The organism is Sandarakinorhabdus sp. DWP1-3-1, from assembly GCF_049896705.1.
In the GTDB taxonomy this organism is placed as follows: Bacteria; Pseudomonadota; Alphaproteobacteria; order Sphingomonadales; family Sphingomonadaceae; genus Sandarakinorhabdus.
The window spans coordinates 757,517-778,102 of sequence record NZ_JAFCUV010000002.1; the positions used below are offsets into that span (position 1 = coordinate 757,517).

18 protein-coding genes are annotated in these 20,586 nt (G+C 66.9%); 8 read left to right on the forward strand and 10 right to left on the reverse strand.

Annotated features, from left to right (window positions below):
* Window positions 1-75 precede the first annotated feature (75 nt).
* The 4 genes from ACP7AI_RS13165 to ACP7AI_RS13180 all read right to left on the reverse strand — a co-directional run bounded on the left by ACP7AI_RS13165 (window position 76) and on the right by ACP7AI_RS13180 (window position 4,414).
* Window positions 76-657: a glutathione S-transferase gene (locus tag ACP7AI_RS13165; protein ID WP_426168057.1), complete on the reverse strand. Its 582-nt coding sequence runs from the start codon at window positions 655-657 to the stop codon at window positions 76-78.
* On the reverse strand, window positions 654-2,885 hold the full coding sequence (locus ACP7AI_RS13170) for a transferrin receptor-like dimerization domain-containing protein (RefSeq protein WP_426168059.1): 2,232 nt from the start codon (window positions 2,883-2,885) through the stop codon (window positions 654-656). The genes ACP7AI_RS13165 and ACP7AI_RS13170 overlap by 4 nt, the downstream gene beginning before the upstream one ends.
* A gap of 63 nt (window positions 2,886-2,948) precedes the next feature.
* A complete protein-coding gene (locus tag ACP7AI_RS13175) occupies window positions 2,949-3,674 on the reverse strand; it encodes a DUF72 domain-containing protein (RefSeq protein WP_426168061.1) in 726 nt (241 codons plus the stop codon).
* Window positions 3,671-4,414, reverse strand: coding sequence for a DUF72 domain-containing protein (locus ACP7AI_RS13180; RefSeq protein WP_426168063.1), 744 nt, complete (start codon window positions 4,412-4,414; stop codon window positions 3,671-3,673). Before ACP7AI_RS13180 ends, ACP7AI_RS13175 begins: the two co-directional genes overlap by 4 nt.
* A gap of 54 nt (window positions 4,415-4,468) precedes the next feature.
* Between ACP7AI_RS13180 and ACP7AI_RS13185 the strand changes: the two genes are divergently transcribed.
* Together ACP7AI_RS13185 and ACP7AI_RS13190 are read left to right on the forward strand one after the other, a co-directional pair.
* Window positions 4,469-5,638, forward strand: a complete 1,170-nt coding sequence (locus tag ACP7AI_RS13185) for a CaiB/BaiF CoA transferase family protein (protein ID WP_426168065.1) — start codon at window positions 4,469-4,471, stop codon at window positions 5,636-5,638.
* Between the two features lie 40 nt (window positions 5,639-5,678).
* A complete protein-coding gene (locus ACP7AI_RS13190) occupies window positions 5,679-6,458 on the forward strand; it encodes an inositol monophosphatase family protein (protein ID WP_426168067.1) in 780 nt (259 codons plus the stop codon).
* 209 nt (window positions 6,459-6,667) lie between these two features.
* Here ACP7AI_RS13190 and ACP7AI_RS13195 read toward each other — a convergent pair whose 3' ends face one another.
* From ACP7AI_RS13195 to ACP7AI_RS13205, 3 genes are all read right to left on the reverse strand, one after another.
* On the reverse strand, window positions 6,668-6,865 hold the full coding sequence (locus tag ACP7AI_RS13195; RefSeq protein ID WP_426168069.1) for a hypothetical protein: 198 nt from the start codon (window positions 6,863-6,865) through the stop codon (window positions 6,668-6,670).
* Between the two features lie 281 nt (window positions 6,866-7,146).
* Window positions 7,147-7,383, reverse strand: a complete 237-nt coding sequence (locus tag ACP7AI_RS13200) for a hypothetical protein (RefSeq protein ID WP_426168071.1) — start codon at window positions 7,381-7,383, stop codon at window positions 7,147-7,149.
* Window positions 7,380-8,552 carry a class I SAM-dependent methyltransferase gene (locus tag ACP7AI_RS13205; RefSeq protein ID WP_426168073.1) on the reverse strand — a complete coding sequence of 391 codons (1,173 nt, stop codon included), beginning with the start codon at window positions 8,550-8,552 and terminating at the stop codon, window positions 7,380-7,382. Before ACP7AI_RS13205 ends, ACP7AI_RS13200 begins: the two co-directional genes overlap by 4 nt.
* A 359-nt stretch (window positions 8,553-8,911) precedes the next feature.
* On the opposite strand from ACP7AI_RS13205, the gene ACP7AI_RS13210 reads away from it, so the two are divergent.
* The 4 genes from ACP7AI_RS13210 to ACP7AI_RS13225 are packed head-to-tail and all read left to right on the forward strand — an operon-like array spanning window position 8,912 to window position 12,864.
* The gene (locus ACP7AI_RS13210) at window positions 8,912-10,846 is read left to right on the forward strand and encodes a M6 family metalloprotease domain-containing protein (protein WP_426168075.1); all 1,935 of its coding nucleotides are present in this window, start codon (window positions 8,912-8,914) and stop codon (window positions 10,844-10,846) included.
* Window positions 10,847-10,865: 19 nt separating this feature from the next.
* The gene (locus ACP7AI_RS13215; protein WP_426168077.1) at window positions 10,866-11,660 is read left to right on the forward strand and encodes a hypothetical protein; all 795 of its coding nucleotides are present in this window, start codon (window positions 10,866-10,868) and stop codon (window positions 11,658-11,660) included.
* Window positions 11,657-12,583, forward strand: a complete 927-nt coding sequence (locus tag ACP7AI_RS13220) for an ATP-grasp domain-containing protein (RefSeq protein ID WP_426168079.1) — start codon at window positions 11,657-11,659, stop codon at window positions 12,581-12,583. Before ACP7AI_RS13215 ends, ACP7AI_RS13220 begins: the two co-directional genes overlap by 4 nt.
* 11 nt (window positions 12,584-12,594) lie before the next feature.
* The gene (locus tag ACP7AI_RS13225; RefSeq protein ID WP_426168081.1) at window positions 12,595-12,864 is read left to right on the forward strand and encodes a hypothetical protein; all 270 of its coding nucleotides are present in this window, start codon (window positions 12,595-12,597) and stop codon (window positions 12,862-12,864) included.
* Window positions 12,865-12,933: 69 nt separating this feature from the next.
* Here ACP7AI_RS13225 and ACP7AI_RS13230 read toward each other — a convergent pair whose 3' ends face one another.
* The 3 genes from ACP7AI_RS13230 to ACP7AI_RS13240 form a co-directional block, all read right to left on the reverse strand.
* Window positions 12,934-15,039: a prolyl oligopeptidase family serine peptidase gene (locus tag ACP7AI_RS13230; RefSeq protein ID WP_426168083.1), complete on the reverse strand. Its 2,106-nt coding sequence runs from the start codon at window positions 15,037-15,039 to the stop codon at window positions 12,934-12,936.
* A gap of 21 nt (window positions 15,040-15,060) precedes the next feature.
* Entirely contained in the window at window positions 15,061-17,181 is a 2,121-nt protein-coding gene (locus tag ACP7AI_RS13235) for a prolyl oligopeptidase family serine peptidase (RefSeq protein WP_426168085.1), read from the reverse strand.
* 76 nt (window positions 17,182-17,257) lie between these two features.
* Window positions 17,258-18,085, reverse strand: a complete 828-nt coding sequence (locus ACP7AI_RS13240; protein ID WP_426168087.1) for a mechanosensitive ion channel family protein — start codon at window positions 18,083-18,085, stop codon at window positions 17,258-17,260.
* Between the two features lie 263 nt (window positions 18,086-18,348).
* Between ACP7AI_RS13240 and ACP7AI_RS13245 the strand changes: the two genes are divergently transcribed.
* Together ACP7AI_RS13245 and ahcY are read left to right on the forward strand one after the other, a co-directional pair.
* On the forward strand, window positions 18,349-18,981 hold the full coding sequence (locus ACP7AI_RS13245) for a choice-of-anchor C family protein (protein WP_426168089.1): 633 nt from the start codon (window positions 18,349-18,351) through the stop codon (window positions 18,979-18,981).
* A 150-nt stretch (window positions 18,982-19,131) separates the two neighbouring features.
* Window positions 19,132-20,550 (forward strand): adenosylhomocysteinase, encoded by a 1,419-nt coding sequence (ahcY, locus tag ACP7AI_RS13250; RefSeq protein WP_426168350.1) that lies wholly within the window; start codon window positions 19,132-19,134, stop codon window positions 20,548-20,550.
* The last annotated feature ends 36 nt before the right edge of the window (window positions 20,551-20,586 follow it).

The window sequence follows — 20,586 nt, forward strand, 5'->3', positions numbered from 1 at the left end:
GCCGCAGGTTGGGCGGGTGGAGGATGATTGGCAATGTCCGCTAATATCCATCATCACGCTTCTTAATCGCGCGGGCTATGCCTGCGGCGGCCGCGTCGCCGCGAGCGATGACCGGTCGGTGAGCGCCGCCTGCAGCCCCCGCAACGCGCCATGCGCCCGCCAGTCGATGTCCGGAAACCGCAGATCGAGATATTCGCAGGCGATGACGATGCAGATTTCGGGATAGCCGGGCTCGGCGCCGATCCGCCCGGCCAGCGCCGCCAGCGCCCGGGCGATGGCGCGGCGCTGGCGGTCGGGCCAGGCGCCTTCGGTCACCCCCTGGCCTGCGTTGAAGCGCAGGTTGATCGCCGCATCGAGGATGCCGTCGGCAATCGCCTCGGTCGTCAGGCCGTGCCAATGCGCCGGACCGGCCGTCGCCAGCAGTGTCTGGCCCGGTGCCTGCGCCAGCAGATACGCCGCAATGACCCGCGAATCGACGATGCTGCTGCCGTCGTCGAGCACCAGCACCGGCACCTTGCCGAGCGGATTGGCCGCCAGCAGCGCAGGCCCATCCTCCATCGGCGCCGTCTCCACCAGCGTCACCGGCAGCGCCAGTTCATGCGCCAGCACCCTGAGCTTGCGGGCATAGGGCGAGGTCAGCGAGGCGAGGAGCTTCACCCGATGATCTTCGCCGCCGCGTCCAGCCGCGCCGCGAGCCGCTCGATCGCCGCGGCAGTTCGGCTTGCATACAGGTTCGCATCGGCAAACCGCCGCTCCTCCACCGCTTCGCGCACCCCCGGCAGTGTCTTGGCGCCATAGCCGGTGAAGCGGCCGGGGGCGTAGAGCGAATGCCTGTACCAGTCGCGGCCGGGCAGGCCTTCGGGGATCAGCAGCGCCTGGTCGATGCCCATCAGCGCGGCGTTCAGCCGGGCGCGCTTGGCCGTATCGAGCGCCGCCCCCTTCGCCGCATAGGCGGCATCATAGGCCTTGGCGCTCGCCTCCAGCTTGCCGACGGCATTTTCAAGCGCCGCCAGCTCGATGACCGGGGTCGGGGCCTCGGGCAGGGGGGCCGCGACAGGCGCCTTGGGGTCGCTTGCCAGCGTGAAGGCATTGCCGCCGAGCAGCGCGGCGCGCTTGTCGTCCTGCTTGCGCCGGGTATCGACCAGCGTCTTCACCTCGCCCAGATAGCTCCGCACCGTGGTGGCGAGGTCGCCGAAGCGCACCGGCGGCGTGTCGGCATCGGCGATGCGCAGCACCACCCGGCCGACAACCTTCGACAGCACCGCGCCATAGACCAGCCCCGGATCGTCGAAGCGGACGAAATGGTCATAGCTGTCGTAGATCGAATGGTACGACCCGTTCGATTCCCCTTCGCCACCGAACCCCAGGTTGAGCGACGGCACGCCGAGATGCTGCAGGAACGACGAATAATCGGAGCCCGATCCGAGCGGCCCCAGCGGCAGGTCGCCCCCGGCCTCCGCCGCCTTCAGGTCGTTTTCATCGGTGCGCCCGCCGTCGAATGCGTCGGCGCGAACCTTGGCCCGGCCGCGGTCGAGCACGCTGGCGCCGGTCTGCGGATCGGTGACGTCGCCGGCAACCTGATTGACCAGATGCTGGTACTGGTGGCTTCCCTCTGCCCCCAGGAAGCCGCGGCCGTTGCCGTCGGTGTTGATGTAGATGACCGCCTTTTTCTGCAGCTCGGCCATGTGCGTCTCGGCCCATTCGGTGCTGCCCAGCAGCATCGGCTCCTCGCCGTCCCAGCTGGCATAGACGATGGTCCGCGACGGCCGCCAGCCGGTCTTGGCGAGTTCGCCCAACGCCTTGGCTTCGGACAGCATGGCGACATCGCCCGACAGCGGATCGGCGGCGCCGAACACCCAGCCGTCATGGTGGTTGCCGCGCACCACCCATTCGTCGGGGCGGTCCTTGCCCTTCATCGTGGCGATGACATTGTACAGCGGCTTCAGCGACCAGTCGGACTTGACCGCCAGGCGCAGCCGCACCTTGCCATCGCCGCCGGTGCGATAGGTGATCGGCAGCGCGCCGCGAAAGCCATCGGGCACGATCGGGCCACCCATCCGGGCAAAGATCTTCGTCGCATCGGCATAGGAGATCGGCAACGTCGGGATCTTCAGGATCGTCACTGCATCCTTGCGGGCCAGATGCCTGGCGCCCTTCACCGAGCCATAGCCCGGCGTCGTCGGATCACCCGGATAGGTCGTCATGTCGGCGACCGAGCCGCGCTGCACCCCGGCCGGCGGCCGCGCGCCGCCATCGGGATAGGTGGCGGCGGTGGCATAGCCGTCGTTGGCCGGATCGGAATAGATGAGGCAGCCGGCGGCACCCTGTTCCTGCGCCAGTTTGGGTTTCAGCCCGCGCCAGCCGCCGCCGTAGCGGGCGAGGACGATCTTTCCCTTCACCGAGATGCCGCGCCGCGCCAGCGCCGCATAATCGGCGGGCAGGCCATAGTTCACATAAACGACATCGGCGGTGACATCGCCGTCACCCTGGAAGGCCACGTACGGCGGCAGCGCGCCGGCGAGATTGTTGCTGGTGCTGTCCTCCAGAATTCCGGGCTCCTGGCCGCCCAGCGTCACCGGCGTCCCGCCGAGCAGTTCGAGCGTGGTCGAGATCGGCGTCGGGTACAGCACCTCGAACTCCTCGATCTTCGCATCCCAGCCCCAGGCCTTGAACCGGGCGAGGATGAACTCGGCATTGGCCTTGTTGTGCGGCGCGCCGACATGGTTGGGGGCGGACGCCATCTGCTTCAGCCAGGCCATCTGATCGGCACTGCTGATGCTGGCATCGAAGGTCTTTTCGCGGGCGGCGTGTTGCGGCGAAACCTGGGCGGAAACCATGGCCGAACTGGCCAGCAGCGCGGCCAGCGCCAGAGTGCGAAATGTCATGTGCCGAACCCCTGAAAGAAAGTGCAACCACCGTGGCACAAGACGGGCCGGGCCTGAAAGCCGCTATTTGATAGCGAGGGCCGCCGCGAGCGAAAGGGCATTGCCGGTGGCGGCATAGGCCGTGGTGTTGTCGAAGATGCACCAGGTCGGGGCGCCGGCAGCGGCCACGGCGACCGCCGCCTGCCACGCCGCCAGCGCCGCATCGTCATAGTCGGACCGGTAGATCTGCGGCGATCCGTGCAGCCGGAAATAGCGCAGGCCCGGCCAGCCGCCGGGCACGTCGGCGCCGGGCACCCGGGCGGGATCGGCGGCGACGCGGGCAATGCGCCGTGCCGCCAGCCAGGCGTCGACATCGGGCGTGAACCAGCTGGCGTGGCGCGGCTCGCAGGCGATTGGGCAGGGCAGGGTGGCAAGCCGGTCGAACAGCGCATCGGCGTCGGCAGCGAAGGCGCGGCGCGGCGCAAACTGCACGAGCAGCGCCCCGAGCTTGTCGCCGAGGCCCGTCACCTGTTCGGCAAAGGCCGTGATCGCTGCATCGTGGCCGGCGAGCGAAGGCGCATGCGAGATCGCCTTGGGCAGCTTCACCGCAAATCGGAACGCCTCCGGCACGCTCGCCGCCCAGCGTTTATAGGTCTGCCGCCGATGCGGGCGATAGAAGGACGAGTTGATCTCGGCGGCACCGAGCCGGGCGGCATAGCGTTCGAGCTGGCTGCCTTCGGCCGGGAAGCGGTCGGCAAGCGGCCGCGGCACGGCCCAGGCCGCGGTGCCGACGTACACACCGGCGGTCAACCCAGCCGCGCGATCAGCGCCGTTGCCGCGGCCGGATTGCGCACCTTGGCCCCCGAGATGAAAAACACATAGGCGTCGCCGGCCTTTGCCCAGCCGCGCGCTGCCCTTGCCCAGTCGTCGAGCGCCTTGTCGTCATAGCCCGTCGCGCAATCCTCGACGGCGCGCTGCAGCCGGGCGTAGCGGAAATCGGCGGTGTCGGCGTCGATACAGGGATAATCTTCGGCATCGGCGAACACCACCGCGGCATTGGCCGCCTTGGCCAGCGCCAGGAACGCCGGATCCCGAAAGCTCTCGTGCCGCGGCTCCAGCGCGTGGCGCAGGGGGAGCCCGTCCTTGGTCGCCGGAAGCAATTGCAGGAACGCGGCGATGTCGTCGGGATCGAACACCTTGGTTGCCGCGAACTGCCACAATATCGGCCCCAGCCGGTCGCCAAGCTCGGTAAAGCCTTGGTCGAGGAAGGTCGCGATCGATGCCTCGCCCTCCGCCAGTTTCTTGCGCGCGACCGAATAGCGCGAGGCCTTGAGGCTGAACTTGAAGCCGTCGGGCACCGCCGCCGCCCATTTGGCAAAGGTCGCCGGCTTCTGCCGGCTGTAGAAGGTCGCATTGACCTCGATGGCGGTCAGGTGGCGGGCGGCATGGTCGAGCTGCTTCGTCTTGGCCAGCCCATCGGGATAGAAGGTGCCGCGCCAGGGATCGAAATCCCAGCCACCGATGCCGACGCGGATGCTGCCTTTTGCCATGCCGCGAACCTAGCCCGGTTGGCGGGACGCAAGCCAGCGGCTATCGCTTGTCCGATGACCAATATGCCCGGCCCGCTCGACGACCTGCTGATCGTCGATCTGTCGCGGGTGCTCGCCGGCCCCTATGCGACGATGGTGATGGCCGACCTGGGCGCCCGGGTGGTGAAGGTCGAACGGCCCGGCCTCGGCGACGACAGCCGCCACATCGGCCCTTTCAGGTCGAGCGATTCGGGGGGCGACCAGAGCGCCTATTTCGCCAGCATCAACCGCGGCAAGCAATCGATCGCGCTCGACCTGAAGGACGCCGGCGACCGGGTGATCTTCGATGCGCTGCTCGCCCGCGCCGATGTGCTCGTCGAAAACTACCGCCCCGGCGCGATGGCGCGGCTCGGGCTGGGCTGGGACGTGCTGCACGCCCGCCACCCGCGGCTGATCTATGCCGCCGCCAGCGGCTTCGGCCAGACCGGCCCCGATGCGCACAAGGCGGCGTACGACATGGTCGTCCAGGCGATGGGCGGCATCATGAGCGTCACCGGCTGGCCCGGCGGCAAGCCGACCCGCGTCGGCACGTCGGTCGGCGACATCACCGCGGGGTTGTTCACGGTCATCGGGATATTGAGCGCGCTGCACGATCGGGCGCGGACAGGGCAGGGCCAGTTCGTCGATGTCGCCATGCTCGACGGCCAGATCGCCATCCTCGAAAATGCCGTGGCGCGCTATGCCGTCAGTGGCGTCGCGCCGGGGCCATTGGGCGCCCGCCACCCGAGTATCACGCCGTTCGCCGCCTATGCCTGCGAAGGCGGGCATGTGGTGATCGCCGCCGGCAACGACGCGCTGTTCGGCGCGCTGGCCGCGGCGCTGGAGCTGCCGGCGCTGCTGTCGGATCCGCGCTTTGCCAGCAACGCGTCGCGCACCGACCATGCCGAGGCGCTCGCCGAACTGTTGGAGGCGCGGCTGGCCGGCGCCCCGCCGGCGCACTGGCTGGCGAAGCTCGAGGCCGCCGGCGTCCCCTGCGGCCCCCTCCACGACGTCGCCCAGGCGCTGGCCTATCCGCAGGTGCGGGCGCGGAACATGGTCATCGAGACGGCGTTTCCCGATGGCACGCCGCTGCTGGCGGCCGGTAACCCGGTCAAGCTGTCGGGCCATGCCGACCCGACAGTCCGCGCCGCCGCGCCGGCGCTGGATGCGGATCGGGCTGCGATCCTGAAGGAACTGGGGTTGTGAAGGGTAATTTTTTCCTCCCACTTAAAGGGGTGGTTTTCTCGTGACCCCCGACGACATCGCCCTTGCCCATATCCTCGCCGACGCGGCCGGCGCTGCGATCCGGCCCTGGTTCCGCCGGCCTTTCCTCGTCGAGACCAAGGAAGACTTTTCCCCGGTCACCATCGCCGATCGCGAGGCGGAGGCCGCCATCCGCGCCTTGCTCGCCGAACACCGCCCCGACGACGGGGTCATCGGCGAGGAATATGGCGACGACCGGGCCGACCGGTCGCGCGTCTGGGTGCTCGATCCCATCGACGGCACGCGCGCCTTCGTCGCCGGGCGGCCGCTGTTCGGCACGCTGATCGCGCTGATGGAGGACGGCGTGCCGGTGCTCGGGCTGATCGACCAGTGCATCATCGGTGATCGCTGGATCGGCGGCCGCGACCAACCGACCACCCTCAACGGCCGCCGCGCCCATGTTCGCGACTGCGACAGCCTGGATGCGGCGCGACTCGGCACCACCGGGCCGTTCCTGTTCGACGCTGCCGACCTGGCGCGGGTCGATGCCCTGCGCGCTGCCGTCGCCGACAGCCTGTACGGCGGCGACTGCCACAATTACGGCCTGGTCGCCTCGGGCCATCTCGACCTGGTCGTCGAATCCTGGCTGAAGGTCCATGACTGGGCGGCGCTGGTGCCCGTCGTCACCGGCGCCGGCGGCGTGATGACCGACTGGGCCGGGAAGGCGCTGCGCCGCGACAGTGACGGCGGCGGCAGCGATGGCCGGGTGATCGCGGCCGGTGATGCGCGGGTTGCCGCGGCAGTGCAGGAATTGCTGGGCTGAACCGGCGGCTTGCGGCGGCCTTAATTCGTTGTCACCCCGGCGTAGGCCGGGGCCCATGAACCACAGATTTGGCAATCTGAGCACCGGCGCGCCGAAGATCGTGGTCCATGGGCCCCGGCCTACGCCGGGGTGACCCATCGTTCCCCTGTTGGTCCTTTGCCCGACCGGGGATGCTGGCGCTGGCCAGCATGACGATCAGCGAAGCGAGCCTAGTGAATCGACGGTGGCGTCGGCCCGGGCTGGCCGAGCATCGACAACTTTTCATGGATCTGCCGCCAGATCGCATAGCCCTCATGGTCCTGTTCGGCGAGCAGCGTTTCGCAGCGCATCGACGCGATCTCCAGCGCCTGCCGGCCGTATTGACGGTTGACCTGAATGACGCCCGCCCAGATGCTCAGATGTTCCATCGTCAGATCCCCCGTCTACCCGACCACAAGGAGTAACTGCCCCCGCTCCATGTGGTCGTTAGGTGAGTGTACGGAACTGTACACGCAATGACCTAAATAATATACGCCATGTGGCTGATGGCAATCGGATTCATCAGGCCGCTTAATTGATTTAACAATTCTCTTCAAATCCCGGAATGCGTTGTCATTGTATTATCGCAATGATCGATCTTCCCGTATCGCTATCGATTTCATATCGGGAGCATCACTAGTTGCCGATACTCGATGCACGAACGCAACGACTAGCGCTCGAGTACGCCGAACAGTTTGCGCACAAAGGCATCGCGATCGGCCGCAAGTCGCGCCTCGATTTCCGGCGGCAGCACATAATCCTCGACCGGACCCAGCTTTGCCTCCAGCGCAGCCAGGCGCGCGCGGGTGACCCAAGTCTCGCTGGCGAGTTCGAGCAGCATCTTGACCAGCGCGTCGATCGCCGGATCGTCGAACAGTTGCGGCCTGGTACCGCGCGCCTCGCTCACGCCCAGCTGCCATAGACGAACCACTGCACGCCATCGGCCAGCCGCCCGGTGTTGCCGCCGATCTGCGCCGGGCCCTGCAGCGCCGCGGCCACCGCCGCCTCGCCATACCAGGCCAGCGACGGCACCACGGTCTGGAAATAACCGTCGGGGGCGAAACCGGCCTCCGCACACAGTGTCGCCGGGTCCTGGTCGCGATAGCCCTTGTAATAGGGCTCGTTGTTGTACCAGCAGTCCCAGTCGAGATAGAAGCCGTCGTACGCCGACAGCTGGTTGTTGGGCGGCAGCTCGTAATGCAGCATCAGCCCGCCCGGCTTCAGCACGCGGCGGATCTCGGCGAACACCGCCTTGATGTCCTTCAGCGGCAATTCGTGGAGGAACATCGAGGAATAGACGAGGTCGAAGCTGGCATCGGGCCACGGCAGCGCCGTCGCATTGGCCTGGACGAAATCCGCGTCGACGCCCAGCGACTGCGCCCGGCCATGGGCATAGCGCAGGCACGGCGCCGCGACATCGATGCCGGTGACATGGGCATCCGGATAGGCGCGCTTCCACGGCAGCGTCTGGTGACCGACCGAACAGCCGAGATCGAGAATGGCCGCGGGTGCGAATTCGGGGTGGCGATGGCGCAGCCAGAAGGCGCTCGATTCCCCGATATCGTCGAGGTTCCGGCCCATCAGCCCGAACGAGAACACCGACAGGCCATTTTCATAGGTGGCGCCGGCAGTCAGGTCGTCGGCGCCGGCTTCGGCGGCATAGCTGCCGGGCATGTGGTGGACATCGATCGCCGCGACGTTGCGCGGCACCTGAAGTGTCGGATCGAGCGTCAGCTGGCCGCCACCCGTCGCCGCCAGCGCCCGCGCGGTTTCCGCCAGCCGCGGTGCATCGCGATCGACGGCGGCATTGACGCTGGCCCAAACCATTTCCTGCGCGCCGACGCGCAGCGCCGAATAAAAACGGAAATAGGGGTCGGGCCGGATCGCGGCATGGACGGCGCGACCATCGGCGGGCGGTTCCGGCAACCGCGGCGCGATCTCGGTCTCGAACCGCGCCTTCATCGTCGCCGCCATGTGGTTGAGGACATGGCCGCGCAGCGACGAGGTGAAATCCTGGGCGGCAAGCTCGTCGCGCGTCGGCCGCACGGCAAGGTCATGGGTGACGAGACGGGTCATGATAGCGATCCTCCTGCGGCTATCATGGCAATAACGGCGCGCGGCGCAATCTGTCCGGACAAATTATCGGTGCCCACCAGCCGTCACCCCGGCGCAGGCCGGGGCCAATACACCGCCAGCTTTGAAGCCACCGAGACAGCGCTGGTCCATCCTTGACGAAATTTGCAGTTCATGGGCCCCCGCCTTTGCCGGGTTGACAGTAAAAATGTGCCGGACATCCTAGATCTTAACAAAATTGCAAGTATCATGGCAATATATGCGGAAAATGTAACGGATGCGACATTGACTCGCACCCGTCCCCGGTCCTAGCCTGAAAAGAAAACGAGTCGCGCCACAGTTTCTTCCTGGGGAGAATTGCCGTGACCGATCAGACCTTTCTCGAGAACACCCTCAAGATCTTCGCCGCCGCCCGCGAGAGCGACGACGGCCACCGTTGCGCCGTCTCGATGGCGCCCGACGCGCGCGAACGCTTCAACGAAGCGTTGAAGGCGGCGCAGGAAAGCCTAGGCAACAACGAGGGTTTTTCATTCCGCATGGCAGAGCCGCGGGCGCTCGGCCTCAACGACGGCGTCATCTTCCCGCCCGAGGAGTTTCCGCTCGGCACCTCGCCCAGCGTCATCAAGTCGGCCGCCGCCGACCGGGCGCCGCTGCACGGCACGCTGCGCGTCATCGTCGTCCTCGCCGATTTCAGCGACAAGCCGATGACCGCCACCCAGGCCCATTTCCGCGACCTGTTCTTCAAGCTGGGCGGCCCCAAGAAAAGCGTCCGCGATTATTTCAAGGAGGTCACCAACGGCCTTGTCGACATCCAGGGCGATGTCGTCGGCCCGTTCCGCCTGCCGAAGAAGCTGTCGGAATATGCCAACGGTGCCTCGGGCCTTGGCGCAGCCTCGCCGAACGCCCAGACGATGGCGCGCCATGCGCTCAACGCCGCCAACCCGACGGTCAATTTCACCCCCTATGACAATGACGGCAACGGCTTCGTCGATGCCTTCATCGTCGTCCATGCCGGCACCGGCGCGGAGACCAACAGCAACCCCGGCGATATCTGGTCGCACAAGTGGGTCGTCGAAGGCGGCGCCCAGACCGTCGATGCCACCAAGGTGTTCGCCTATCTGACCGTGCCCGAAGACTGCAAGATCGGCGTCTGCGCCCACGAGCTCGGCCACCTGCTGTTCGGCTTTCCCGACCTTTACGACACCGACAACAGCTCCGAAGGCATCGGCAACTGGTGCCTGATGGCCAGCGGCAGCTGGGGCGGCGGCGGCGACGCGCCGACCCATCCCAGCGCCTGGTGCAAGGCCAACCAGGGCTGGGTGACGATCGACAACCGGACGACCAATGCCACCATCTCGATCCCCGATGTGAAGACCAGCCACACCGTCTACCGGATGTGGAAGGACGGCGCCCCGGGCAAGGAATATTTCCTCGTCGAGAACCGCCAGAAGACCGGGCCGTTCGACGGCTCCATCCCGGCCTCGGGCCTGCTGATCTGGCATGTCGACGAAAACATGACCAACAACCGCGACGAGAACCATTATTGGGTCGCGCTGATGCAGGCCGACGGCAAGCGCGACCTGGAGCTCAACCACAATCGCGGCGATGGCGGCGACTGCTGGCCGGGCACCGCCAACAACACGGCGTTCAACGCCACGTCGACACCCAATTCGAAATCCTATGCCGGTGCCACGACCTGCGTGGCGGTGACCGGCATTTCGGCATCGGCGGCGACGATGACGGCGACGCTGCAGGTCAAATGCGGCAAGGCGACCGCCAAGGAACTGAAGAAGGACGTCATCAAGGACAAGGAAATCCGCAAGGAGCTGACCAAGGATTTCAAGGAAGGCAAGGAATTCAAGGAGAAGGAAGGCAAGGAGTTCAAGGAGATCAAGGAAATAAAGGAATTCAAGGAAATCGAGAAGCAGCTCAACGAGAAGCGGCTGCCCGACAAGGGCCTGATCGAGAACAAGCTGTCCGACAACAAGCTGGGCGACGGCAAGTTCAGCGAGGGCCGGCCCGGCGGCTTGGGTGGCGGCCTGGGCGGCGGCCTTGGCGGCGGCAATCCGGGCCAGGGTGTCGTCGGCGAACTGCTCGCCCGCATCGCCGCGCTGGAGGCGGCTGTCGGCGGCAACGACGGCCACGGCCAGCAGGGCGGGCCCTTCATCGGCAGCGAGCTCCGCCCCGATCTCAGCGAAGGTGCACTGTCGGCGGAGGACGATGCCAGCGGGCTGAACGCCGCCATGGCCGCCGGATCGGGCCAGGCCAAGCGCCTGTTCGACAGCGGGCACGGCTGAGCGCGCCGCGGGACCCGCCATGCTGGCGCTGGTCCTCGGCCACCGGCTCGACCCGACCGCCAATGCCGTCGCCGCCGCGCTGGATCGGCGCGGCGGCTGCCAGGTCGTCCGCCGCGACATCACCGGCCTGGCGGCGGCGCGCTGGCAGCACCGGCTCGCCGCCGACGGCAGCGTGACGACGCAGGTCGACAGCGACGGCATCGCCATCGGGGCGCCCGATGTGGTGTTCAACCGGCTGGGCCCGGTGCAGGCGCTGGCCTTTCGCGGCTGGTCGGCGGTCGACCGCGGCTATGGCCAGGCCGAATGGCTGGCGCTGCTGGTCAGCTGGCTGAGCGCGCTGGGCCGCCGCGTCGTCGGCGCGCCGTCCGGCAGCGACCTCTGCGGCCCCGCCGATCGACCCTGGCTGTGGCAGGCGGCGGCCGCCGCGGCGGGGCTCGGCGTCCACCCCGCCGGCGCCACGACCAGCCCGCGGCTGCTTCCGGCGCCGCGCGGCGCGGTCGCCCAGGCCGGGCTGGTCGCGCCGATGCCGCCCGGCCTTGCCGACCCGCCGACGGGCTATGCCGCCGCCGTCACCGCCACCTGCGATCTGCTCGTCATCGGCGATGCCGTCCATGGCGCCATCGACCCCGGTGCCGCCACCCGCGCCGCCTGCCTGGCGCTGTCGGCGGCGCGCAGCACGCCGGTCCTGGCGCTGACACTGGCGCAGGCCGGTTCCGGCCCCTGGCGCTTCGTCGCCGCCGACCCGGCGCCGCTGGTCACCGACGGCGCACCGCTGCATGCCCTGGCCGCGCTCATCGCGGCCCGCGCCGCATGATCCTGTTCGCCGGCATCCCGTCGGAGGCGCCGATCGCGCTCGCCATCGCCGCCGCGGAAACGCTCAGGCTACCGCACATCGTCTTCAACCAGCGCCACGCCGCCCATTGCCAGCTGCGCCTCGAATGGGGCGCCGGCGGCCTTTCGGGCGCCATCGCGCTCGGCGGCTCGCCGATCGACCTCGGCGCCATCACCGGCATCTACGCCCGCATGGCCGATGTCGGCGTGCTGCCCGAGCACCGTGCCCGCGGCCGCACCCCGCCCGATCCGGCGGCGCTGGCCCGCGCCACGGCGATGTGCGGCCTGTTCGACGACCTGCTCGAGGTGTTCCCCGGCACCGTCGTCAACCGGCCGTCGGCGATGGGCAGCAACATGTCGAAGCCCGGCCAGGCGCAATTGATCACCGCTCATGGCCTGAAGACCCCGCCCACATTGGTCAGCAACGAGCCCGACGCCATCCGTGCCTTCCAGGCCGAGCACGGCCGCGTCGTCTACAAATCGATCTCGGCGGTACGCTCGATCGTGCAGGAGCTTCGGCCGGGCACCGACCTGTCCGCCGTCGCCCGCCTGCCGACCCAGTTCCAGGCGCTGGTGCCGGGCACCGACATCCGCACCCATGTCGTCGGCGAGGAGGTGTTCGCCAGCGCCATCACGTCCGACGCCATCGACTATCGCTATGCCGACCGGCAGGGCCGGGACACCGAAATGATGCCGACCGAGCTGCCGCCCGACATCGCCGCCCGCTGCGTCGCGCTGACGAAATCGCTCGGCCTCGCCATGGCGGGCATCGACCTGAAGCGCACGCCCGACGGCGACTGGTATTGCTTTGAGGTCAACCCGTCGCCGGCGTATAGTTATTTCGAGGAGATGGCCGGCCAGCCGATGTCGTGGGCGCTGGCGCGGCTGCTGGCGGGCGACCCATGATGGAGCAGGCAATGGTCCAGATCATCGAAAATCACGCCGAAATCTCGGGCACCATCATCGGCAGCGCCCCCGATCCGGCGCTGCCGGGCTTTGTCGTGCTGACCATCAGGGTCGACGATGCCCATGACGTCGGCAATTCGCCGAACCTGTTCTGCCACGATATCGGCCAGACGATCAGCGTCCACGCCCGCAACGACAGCGCCGCCGCAACGGCGGAGTCGGCCAATGTGCGGCTGCGGGTGAAGAAGGTCGGCCCGGGCCGGAGTTTCGCGGAGGAGTAGAGCGCCCTCGTCGATCAAGCCCGTCACCCCGGCCTACGCCGGGGTGACGGGCAGCGTTGGGATCCCCGGCTACTTCCGCGTCAACCCGGTCCAATAGCCGATGAAGCTCCACAGGTCCGCCGTCTCCTCGATCTGCTTCGATGTCGGCTTGCCGCTGCCATGGCCGGCGCGGGTCTCGATGCGGATCAGGTGCGGCTTGTCGCCGATCTGCGCCGCCTGCAGCGCCGCCGCATATTTGAAACTATGCCCGGGCACCACCCGATCATCGGTGTCCGCCGTCGTCGCCAGGATCGCCGGATAGTCCTTGCCGCTCTTGATGTTGTGATAGGGCGAATAGCCGAGCAGGTTCTTGAACTGCGCCTCGTCGGCCGGGTCGCCGTAGTCGTCGGTCCAGGTCCGGCCTTCGGTGAACAGCGGGAAGCGCAGCATGTCCATGACGCCGACCGCCGGCAGCGCCGCGGCGAACAGGTCGGGCCGCTGATTGACGACGGCGCCCACCAATAGCCCACCGTTGGAACCGCCCTGGATGGCGAGGCCACCCCTGGGGGTCAGCCCCGACTTGATCAGATATTCGCCGCCGGCGATGAAATCATCGAAGACATTCTGCTTGTTCAGCCGGCGTCCGGCGTCGTGCCAGGCGGCGCCATATTCGCCGCCGCCGCGCAGCGTCACCTCGGCATAGATGCCGCCCATCTCCATCCAGGCCAGCGCATCGACCTGGAACGCCGGCAGCACGTTGATGTTGAAACCGCCATAGCCGTACATCAGCGTCGGCGCCGGGGTCTTCAGGCCCTTCTTGTGCGCCACGAACATCGGCACCCTGGTGCCGTCCTTCGACGTGAAGAACTTCTGCTCGACGACGAAATCGGCGGGGTTGAACGCCACTTTCGGCGCGCTGAACACCGTGCTGGTGTTGGTCGCGGCGTCATAGCGATAGAGCGTCGTCGGCACATTGTAGCTGGTGAAGCTGTAATAGGTCGTCGTCGTGCCGGGCACCGCCTCGAAGCCGGCGGCAGTGCCGAGGCCGGGCAGAGCGATCTCGCCATCGGCCTTGCCCGTCAGCGTGTAGCGCCGCACCACCGATCGCGCGTCCTGCAGGGTGGCGACGACCAGCCGGTCACCGATGATGCTGGCGCCGGTGAGGGTGGCCTGGCCTTCCGGCACCACCTCGCGGGGGCTGCCGCTTGCATTGTCGAATGCCACGACGCGATAGCGCGGCGCCCCGGCGTTGGTGACGAAGTAGAGCGTCGTGCCGCTGGCGCCGGCGAAGCGCCAGTCGAACTTGCGATCGGACACCAAAGTGGTGAGCTTCGCTGCGGGATCGGCGAGCTTCTGCACGCGGATCTCGTAGGTATCGTCGCTGCCCGTGCTTGATCGCACGATCAACCAGTTTCCGTCGGAACTCGTCTCCGCTTCGTTGTAATAGCCGCGTTTTGCCGGCGATGACGTGTATACCAGCACGTCCTCGGACTGCGGCGTGCCGATGCGGTGGAAATGGACTTCATGGTCATAAACCGCTGAAACAAAGTCCTTTCCCTTGGGCGTCGCCGGGTGGCGGCTGTAAAAGAAGCCGCTGTTGTCGCCCTTCCAGGCGATTTTCGAGAACTTCACCCAGTCGAGATCGTCCGAAAGCACCGTCCCGCTGGCGACATCGAGCACCTTGATGGTGCGCCAGTCGCTGCCGCCGTCCTGGATGGCATAGGCGACCTTGCTGCCATCCTCCGACGCGCTCCATTCGGCGAGCGCCGTGGCGCCGTCCCTGGCCCATGTATTGGGGTCGATCAGCGGCCGCGGCGGGGCGTTGCCGTCCTGCACCATCAGCACCGACTGGTTCTGCAAACCCGAGTTTTTGCGAAAAAACACCCGGTTGCCGCGCGCTTCGGGCAAGGTCACCCGCTCGTAATCGAACAATTGCGTCAGCCGCGCCTTGATGGCGTCGCGGCCGGGCAGCGTCGCCAGATAGGCTTGCGTCACCCGGTTTTGCGCCGCCACCCAGTCGGCGACCGGCTTTTGGGTGCGCACGTCACCCTCCAGCCAGCGGTACGGGTCCTGCACCACCGTGCCGAAGCTGGTGTCGGCCTGCGGCACGGTGGCGGTCGGCGGGTAGATAATCGGGGCGGCGGCGGTCATGACGGGGATTGCCAGGGCTGCGAGGAACGTGATCGGGCGGTGCATCTTGGTCCTTACTTGCGGGGCCTATTTACGAGTTAGGCCGGTCCAGTACCCGGCAAAGGCCCAGGCATCGGCGGTTTCGGCGATCTGCTTGTCGGTCGGTTTGCCGCTGCCATGGCCGGCGCGCGTCTCGATGGTGATCAGATGCGGCTTGTCGCCGACATCCGCCGCCTGCAGCGCCGCGGTGTATTTGAAGCTGTGGCCCGGCACGACGCGGTCGTCGGTGTCCGCGGTGCTGACCAAAATCGGCGGATAGGCCTTGCCCGACGTGATATTGTGATACGGCGAATAGCCATACTGCACCTTGAAATCCGCCGCCTTGCCCGGGTCGCCATAGTCGTCGACCCAATAGCGCCCGGCGGTGAAGCGGTTGAAGCGCAGCATGTCCATCACGCCAACCGCCGGCAGCGCCGCGGCGAACAGGTCCGGCCGCTGGTTGACGACGGCGCCGACCAGCAAACCGCCGTTGGAACCGCCGTTGATCGCCAGCATCTGCGGCGTGGTGACGCCCGATTTCACCAGCGCCTCGCCCGCCGCGATGAAGTCGTCGAACACATTCTGCTTGTTCGCGAGCCGGCCGGCATCGTGCCAGGCGGCGCCATATTCGCCGCCGCCGCGCAGATTCGCCGACACGAACACCCCGCCCATGTCCATCCAGCCGAGCCAGCGCGGCGAAAACCCGGGCGTCAGCGAGATGTTGAAGCCGCCATAGCCGTACAGCAGCGTCGGATGCGGCTGCTTGGGGTCGAGATCCTTCCGGTGGCTGACGAACATCGGCACTTTCGTGCCGTCCTTCGAGTTAAAGAACACCTGTTTCACGACGTAGTCGTCGGGATAGAACGCCACCTTGGCGGCGCGCACCTGCGTCGCCTGGTTGGTGCGGCTGTCATAGGACCAGATCGAACCCGGCGTCGCAAAGCTCGAATAGCTGAAATAGGTCACCGGGCTGGTGCCGCTTTCAAAGCCCGCGGCCGTACCGATGCCCGGCAGCGGCACCGCGCCGACCAGCTTGCCGGAGCGTTCGTAAAGCAGGTCGGCCGATTTGGCGTCGGCGAGCGTCTCGACGACGAAGCGATCGCCGACCAATGCCGCGCCGGTGATGGTGTCCTTGCCCTCCCGCACCACCTCGGTCAGCGCGCCCGAAAGCGCGTCCATGGCGACGAGGCGATAGCGCGGGGCGTCCTTGTCGGTGACGAAATACAGCGTCTGGCCGTCGCTGCCGGCGAGATCCCAGCTATGCTCCAGCCCCTTGACCAGGGTGCGCGGTGCCTCGCCCTTGGCCAGGTCGGCGATATGCACCTCATACCGGTCGTCGGTGCCCTCCGACGAGACGATCAGCAACCAGCGGCCGTCGTCGGTGACCTGGCCATAATGGCCGCGCTTGGGGTGCTCCGGCGTCGCGAACACCAGCGTATCGGCGCTCTGCGGCGTGCCCAGTTTATGGAAGAACAGCTGCTGGTTGAGGCTGACCGACTGATATTTCTGGCCATCGGCGGGCGCCGGAAAACGCGAATAGAAGAAGCCCGAGCCGTCGTGCCGCCACGCCAGTGCCGTCGATTTCGCCCATTCGATGCTGTCGGGCAGGTCCTGGCCGGTGGTGACATCGCGAACCTTCAGCGTCCGCCAGTCGGTGCCGCCGTCCTGAACGCCATAGAGCAGATACCTGCCGTCGTTGGATGGCTCCCATTCCGCCAGCGCCGTGGCGCCGTCCTTGGACCAGGGATTGGGGTCGACCAGCACCTTGGGCGCCGCATCGCCCTCGACCACATACAGCACGGCCTGGTTCTGCAGGCCCGAATTGCGCGTGTAGAACTGCCGCGTGCCCCGCAGGCGAGGGATGCCGAAGCGCTCGTAATTCCACAATTGCGTCAGCCGCGCCTTGATCGCGTCGCGCCCGGGCAGCGTCGCCAGATAGGCATCGGTCACCTGGTTCTGCGCCGCCACCCAGTCCGCCACCCTGGGATCGGTACGGACGTCGTTTTCCAGCCAGCGATACGGGTCCTTCACCGTCTGCCCATGCAGCACATCGCTCTGCGCGACGGTGGCGGTGACGGGGTAGGGCCCGGCGGTGGCAGGCGGTGCGGCGGCGGCGACCCCCGGCGTCAAGGTGACCATGGCAGCAGCGACAACATGGGGGATACGCATGGGGCTCCAAAGGGCAGGGATGTGCGGCGCGCACCTTACGATGTTCGCGCCGCAAGGGAAGCCCGGGGCCGTACCCCTATGCCGCCGGCGCGCCATCCTCGCCCAGCGTCCGGCGCTCCACGGTGAACGGCGGCGGGAAACCGGCGGCGCCGAACGTCGCGGCGATCAGCTTGTTGGTGTCGAAAGTGACCTGCCAGTAATGGCTGGTATGGCAATAGGGCCGCACCGCGAGCAGCGTGCCGCGCTCGTTGAAATCGATGATCTCCACATCGGGGGCCGGCTCGGTGACCACATTGGGGATACCGGCAAGCAGCGGTTTCAGCCGGGCAATGGCATCGAGCGGATCGACGCCGAAGGCGAGCTGCGCCGTGCGATCCACCCGGCGGTAGTTATGGGCGCTGAAGTTCTTGATGGTGTCGCCCGAAACCTTGCCGTTGCCGACGATGGTGACGACATTGTCGGGGCTGGTGATGACGGTGTTGAACAGGCCGATTTCTGTCACCGTGCCCTCCACCCCGCCGGCGACGACATAATCGCCGACCTTGTAGGGGCGGAAGATGATCAGAAAGGCGCCGGCGGCGAAATTGCCGAGCAGCCCCGACCAGGCCGCCCCGATGGCGAGGCCGACACCGGCAAGCAGCGCCGCAAAGCTGGTGGTCTCGACGCCGAAATAACCCAGGATGGCGACGACGAGGACAATGTTGAGCAGCACGCCGACGATGTTGGCCAGGTAACGCTGCAGTGTCGGATCGAAGTTGCGCGCTGTCAGCACCCGCGACATCAGGCTGACCGCAAAGGAGATCAGCCAGCGGCCGACCATGTACAGGACGATGGCACCGATGATCTTGAGGCCCACCGCGGTCACGATCGGCACGGCGGTCACCCACCAGTTGTTGATGTCCATGATATCAGGTCCCCTCCCGTGCCTTGCCGCATCGCATGCGGCCCCAACTCCAAATATCCGATTTTCGTCGATTTTGTAATCGCGACTGGCTGCCCCCCGTCCGTTTGGCAGTCGTGGCACCCGAAAGGAGGGTTCCATGTCCCGGATTCGTCTAAACTTATGCGCCGATGCCCTGCCGACCCGGGTTTGTTACTGTCCGGTGTCGATATCGCCGCGGGCGATATGGCGTGCTGCCGGGCCCCGGCAGCCAGCGGAGGGCGAGCATGAAGACGTTTCTTTCGGCAATCCTGGCCTGCTGTGTCGCGACGTCGGCATCGGCGGTAACGATCACCAACGGCAGTTTCGAAACCGGGCAAGAGATCGCGCCCGGCGGTTTCCGCACGGTCGCCACGGGCAATACCTTCACAATCGCCGGCTGGACGGTCGGCGGCGCAGGCGTCGATTACATCGGCACCTATTGGCAGGCCGCTGCCGGCACGCGCTCGGTCGACCTGTCGGGCGGTGGCCCGGGCAGCGTGTCGCAAACGATCGCGACCGAGGCTGGCCGCGACTACAAGGTGTACTTCTCGCTGTCCGGCAATCCCGATGGCGGCCTGGGGACAAAGTCGGCGATCGTGTCGGTCTCCGACGGCATCCCGGCGAACTTTACATATCCTGTCGGTGCCGCCAACAGCCGCGCCACCATGCTGTGGCAACGTTTCAGCTATCGCTTCACGGCCTTCGACACGACGTCGAACCTGGCCTTTGCGAGCGGCACCAGCACCGCCTTTGGCCCGGCAATCGACGATGTCACGATCGCAGCCGTCCCGGAGCCTGAAACCTGGGCGATGCTGCTCGTCGGCATGGTCCTGGTCGGGGTCAGTTCGCGGCGTCGGCAGCGAACCGCCGCGGCCTGAGCCCCATGGCCGGCGGGGCGCCCCCCGTCCCCGCCGGCCAAAGCCGCCAAGATGATCCGGCCAAAGCCGCCGCAATCATATAAAGATATCTTTATGCTTGCCCCGGCGGGTGCCGCCGCCTATGTCACGGCCACTCCCCCCATCGACAGGATGTGCGCCGTGGCCACCCAGACCAAGACCGATTTCAACGATTATGTCGTCGCCGACCTGGCGCTTGCCGGTTTCGGCCGCCGCGAGATCCAGATCGCCGAAACCGAAATGCCCGGCCTGATGGCCCTGCGTTCGGAATTCGGCGCGTCGCAGCCGCTGAAGGGCGCGCGCATCACCGGCTCGCTGCACATGACGATCCAGACCGCCGTGCTGATCGAAACGCTGACCGCATTGGGCGCCGACGTGCGCTGGGCGACCTGCAACATCTTTTCGACGCAGGATCATGCCGCCGCCGCGATCGCCGCGTCGAACATCCCGGTTTTCGCCATCAAGGGCGAGAGCCTGGCCGACTATTGGGATTATGTCGGCCGCATCTTCGACTGGGGTGACGAGACCGCCAACATCATCCTCGACGACGGCGGCGACGCCACCATGTTCGCGCTGTGGGGCGCCAAGCTCGAGGCCGGCCACCAGCTCGGCGAGCCGGAAAACGAGGAAGAAGTCGAATTCCAGCGCGCGCTCAAGGCGTTCATCAAGGCGCGCCCCGGCTATCTGACCGACACCGTCAAGAATCTGAAGGGCGTTTCGGAAGAAACCACCACGGGCGTCCACCGCCTGTACGAGATCGCCAAGAAGGGCGAACTGCCGTTCCCGGCGATCAACGTCAACGACAGCGTCACCAAGTCGAAGTTCGACAACCTGTACGGCTGCAAGGAATCGCTGGTCGACGCCATCCGCCGCGCCACCGATGTCATGCTGGCCGGCAAGGTCGCCTGCGTCGCCGGCTTCGGCGATGTCGGCAAGGGCAGCGCCCAGTCGCTCCGCAACGGCGGCGCCCGCGTCATGGTCACCGAAATCGACCCGATCTGCGCGCTGCAGGCGGCGATGGAGGGCTTTGAAGTCGTCACCATGGAGGACGCCGTGAGCCGCGCCGACATCTTCTGCACGGCTACCGGCAACGCCGATGTGATCACCGCCGAGCACATGATGCACATGAAGCCCAATGCCATCGTCTGCAACATCGGGCACTTCGACAGCGAGATCCAGATTTCGGCGCTGTCGAACTACAAATGGACCGAAGTGAAGCCGGGCACCGACATCGTCGAATTCCCCGACGGCAACCAGATCATCGTCCTCGCCAAGGGCCGCCTGGTGAATCTCGGCTGCGCCACCGGCCACCCGTCGTTCGTGATGTCGGCCAGCTTCACCAACCAGGTGCTGGCCCAGATCGAGCTGTGGACCAAGGGCGAGAACTACAAGAACGAAGTCTATGTCCTGCCCAAGCATCTCGACGAAAAGGTCGCGATGCTCCACCTCGAAAAGCTCGGCGTGAAGCTGACCAAGCTCAGCGAAAAGCAGGCCGGCTACATCGGCGTGCCCACCACCGGCCCGTTCAAGCCGGATCACTATCGCTACTGAGTTGTCTCGGCCCCGCCGCCGAGATAGGCGGGGCGG

What these genes read in the sequence shown, in the direction of transcription:
- ACP7AI_RS13170 (WP_426168059.1), bottom strand. Translation starts at nt 2,885, where the DNA reads ATGACATTTCGCACTCTGGCGCTGGCCGCGCTGCTGGCCAGTTCGGCC.
- ACP7AI_RS13180 (WP_426168063.1), bottom strand. Translation starts at nt 4,414, where the DNA reads ATGGCAAAAGGCAGCATCCGCGTCGGCATCGGTGGCTGGGATTTCGAT.
- ACP7AI_RS13185 (WP_426168065.1), top strand. Translation starts at nt 4,469, where the DNA reads ATGACCAATATGCCCGGCCCGCTCGACGACCTGCTGATCGTCGATCTG.
- ACP7AI_RS13195 (WP_426168069.1), bottom strand. Translation starts at nt 6,865, where the DNA reads ATGGAACATCTGAGCATCTGGGCGGGCGTCATTCAGGTCAACCGTCAA.
- ACP7AI_RS13205 (WP_426168073.1), bottom strand. Translation starts at nt 8,552, where the DNA reads ATGACCCGTCTCGTCACCCATGACCTTGCCGTGCGGCCGACGCGCGAC.
- ACP7AI_RS13215 (WP_426168077.1), top strand. Translation starts at nt 10,866, where the DNA reads ATGCTGGCGCTGGTCCTCGGCCACCGGCTCGACCCGACCGCCAATGCC.
- ACP7AI_RS13220 (WP_426168079.1), top strand. Translation starts at nt 11,657, where the DNA reads ATGATCCTGTTCGCCGGCATCCCGTCGGAGGCGCCGATCGCGCTCGCC.
- ACP7AI_RS13225 (WP_426168081.1), top strand. Translation starts at nt 12,595, where the DNA reads ATGGTCCAGATCATCGAAAATCACGCCGAAATCTCGGGCACCATCATC.
- ACP7AI_RS13230 (WP_426168083.1), bottom strand. Translation starts at nt 15,039, where the DNA reads ATGCACCGCCCGATCACGTTCCTCGCAGCCCTGGCAATCCCCGTCATG.
- ACP7AI_RS13235 (WP_426168085.1), bottom strand. Translation starts at nt 17,181, where the DNA reads ATGCGTATCCCCCATGTTGTCGCTGCTGCCATGGTCACCTTGACGCCG.
- ACP7AI_RS13240 (WP_426168087.1), bottom strand. Translation starts at nt 18,085, where the DNA reads ATGGACATCAACAACTGGTGGGTGACCGCCGTGCCGATCGTGACCGCG.
- ACP7AI_RS13245 (WP_426168089.1), top strand. Translation starts at nt 18,349, where the DNA reads ATGAAGACGTTTCTTTCGGCAATCCTGGCCTGCTGTGTCGCGACGTCG.
- ahcY (WP_426168350.1), top strand. Translation starts at nt 19,132, where the DNA reads ATGTGCGCCGTGGCCACCCAGACCAAGACCGATTTCAACGATTATGTC.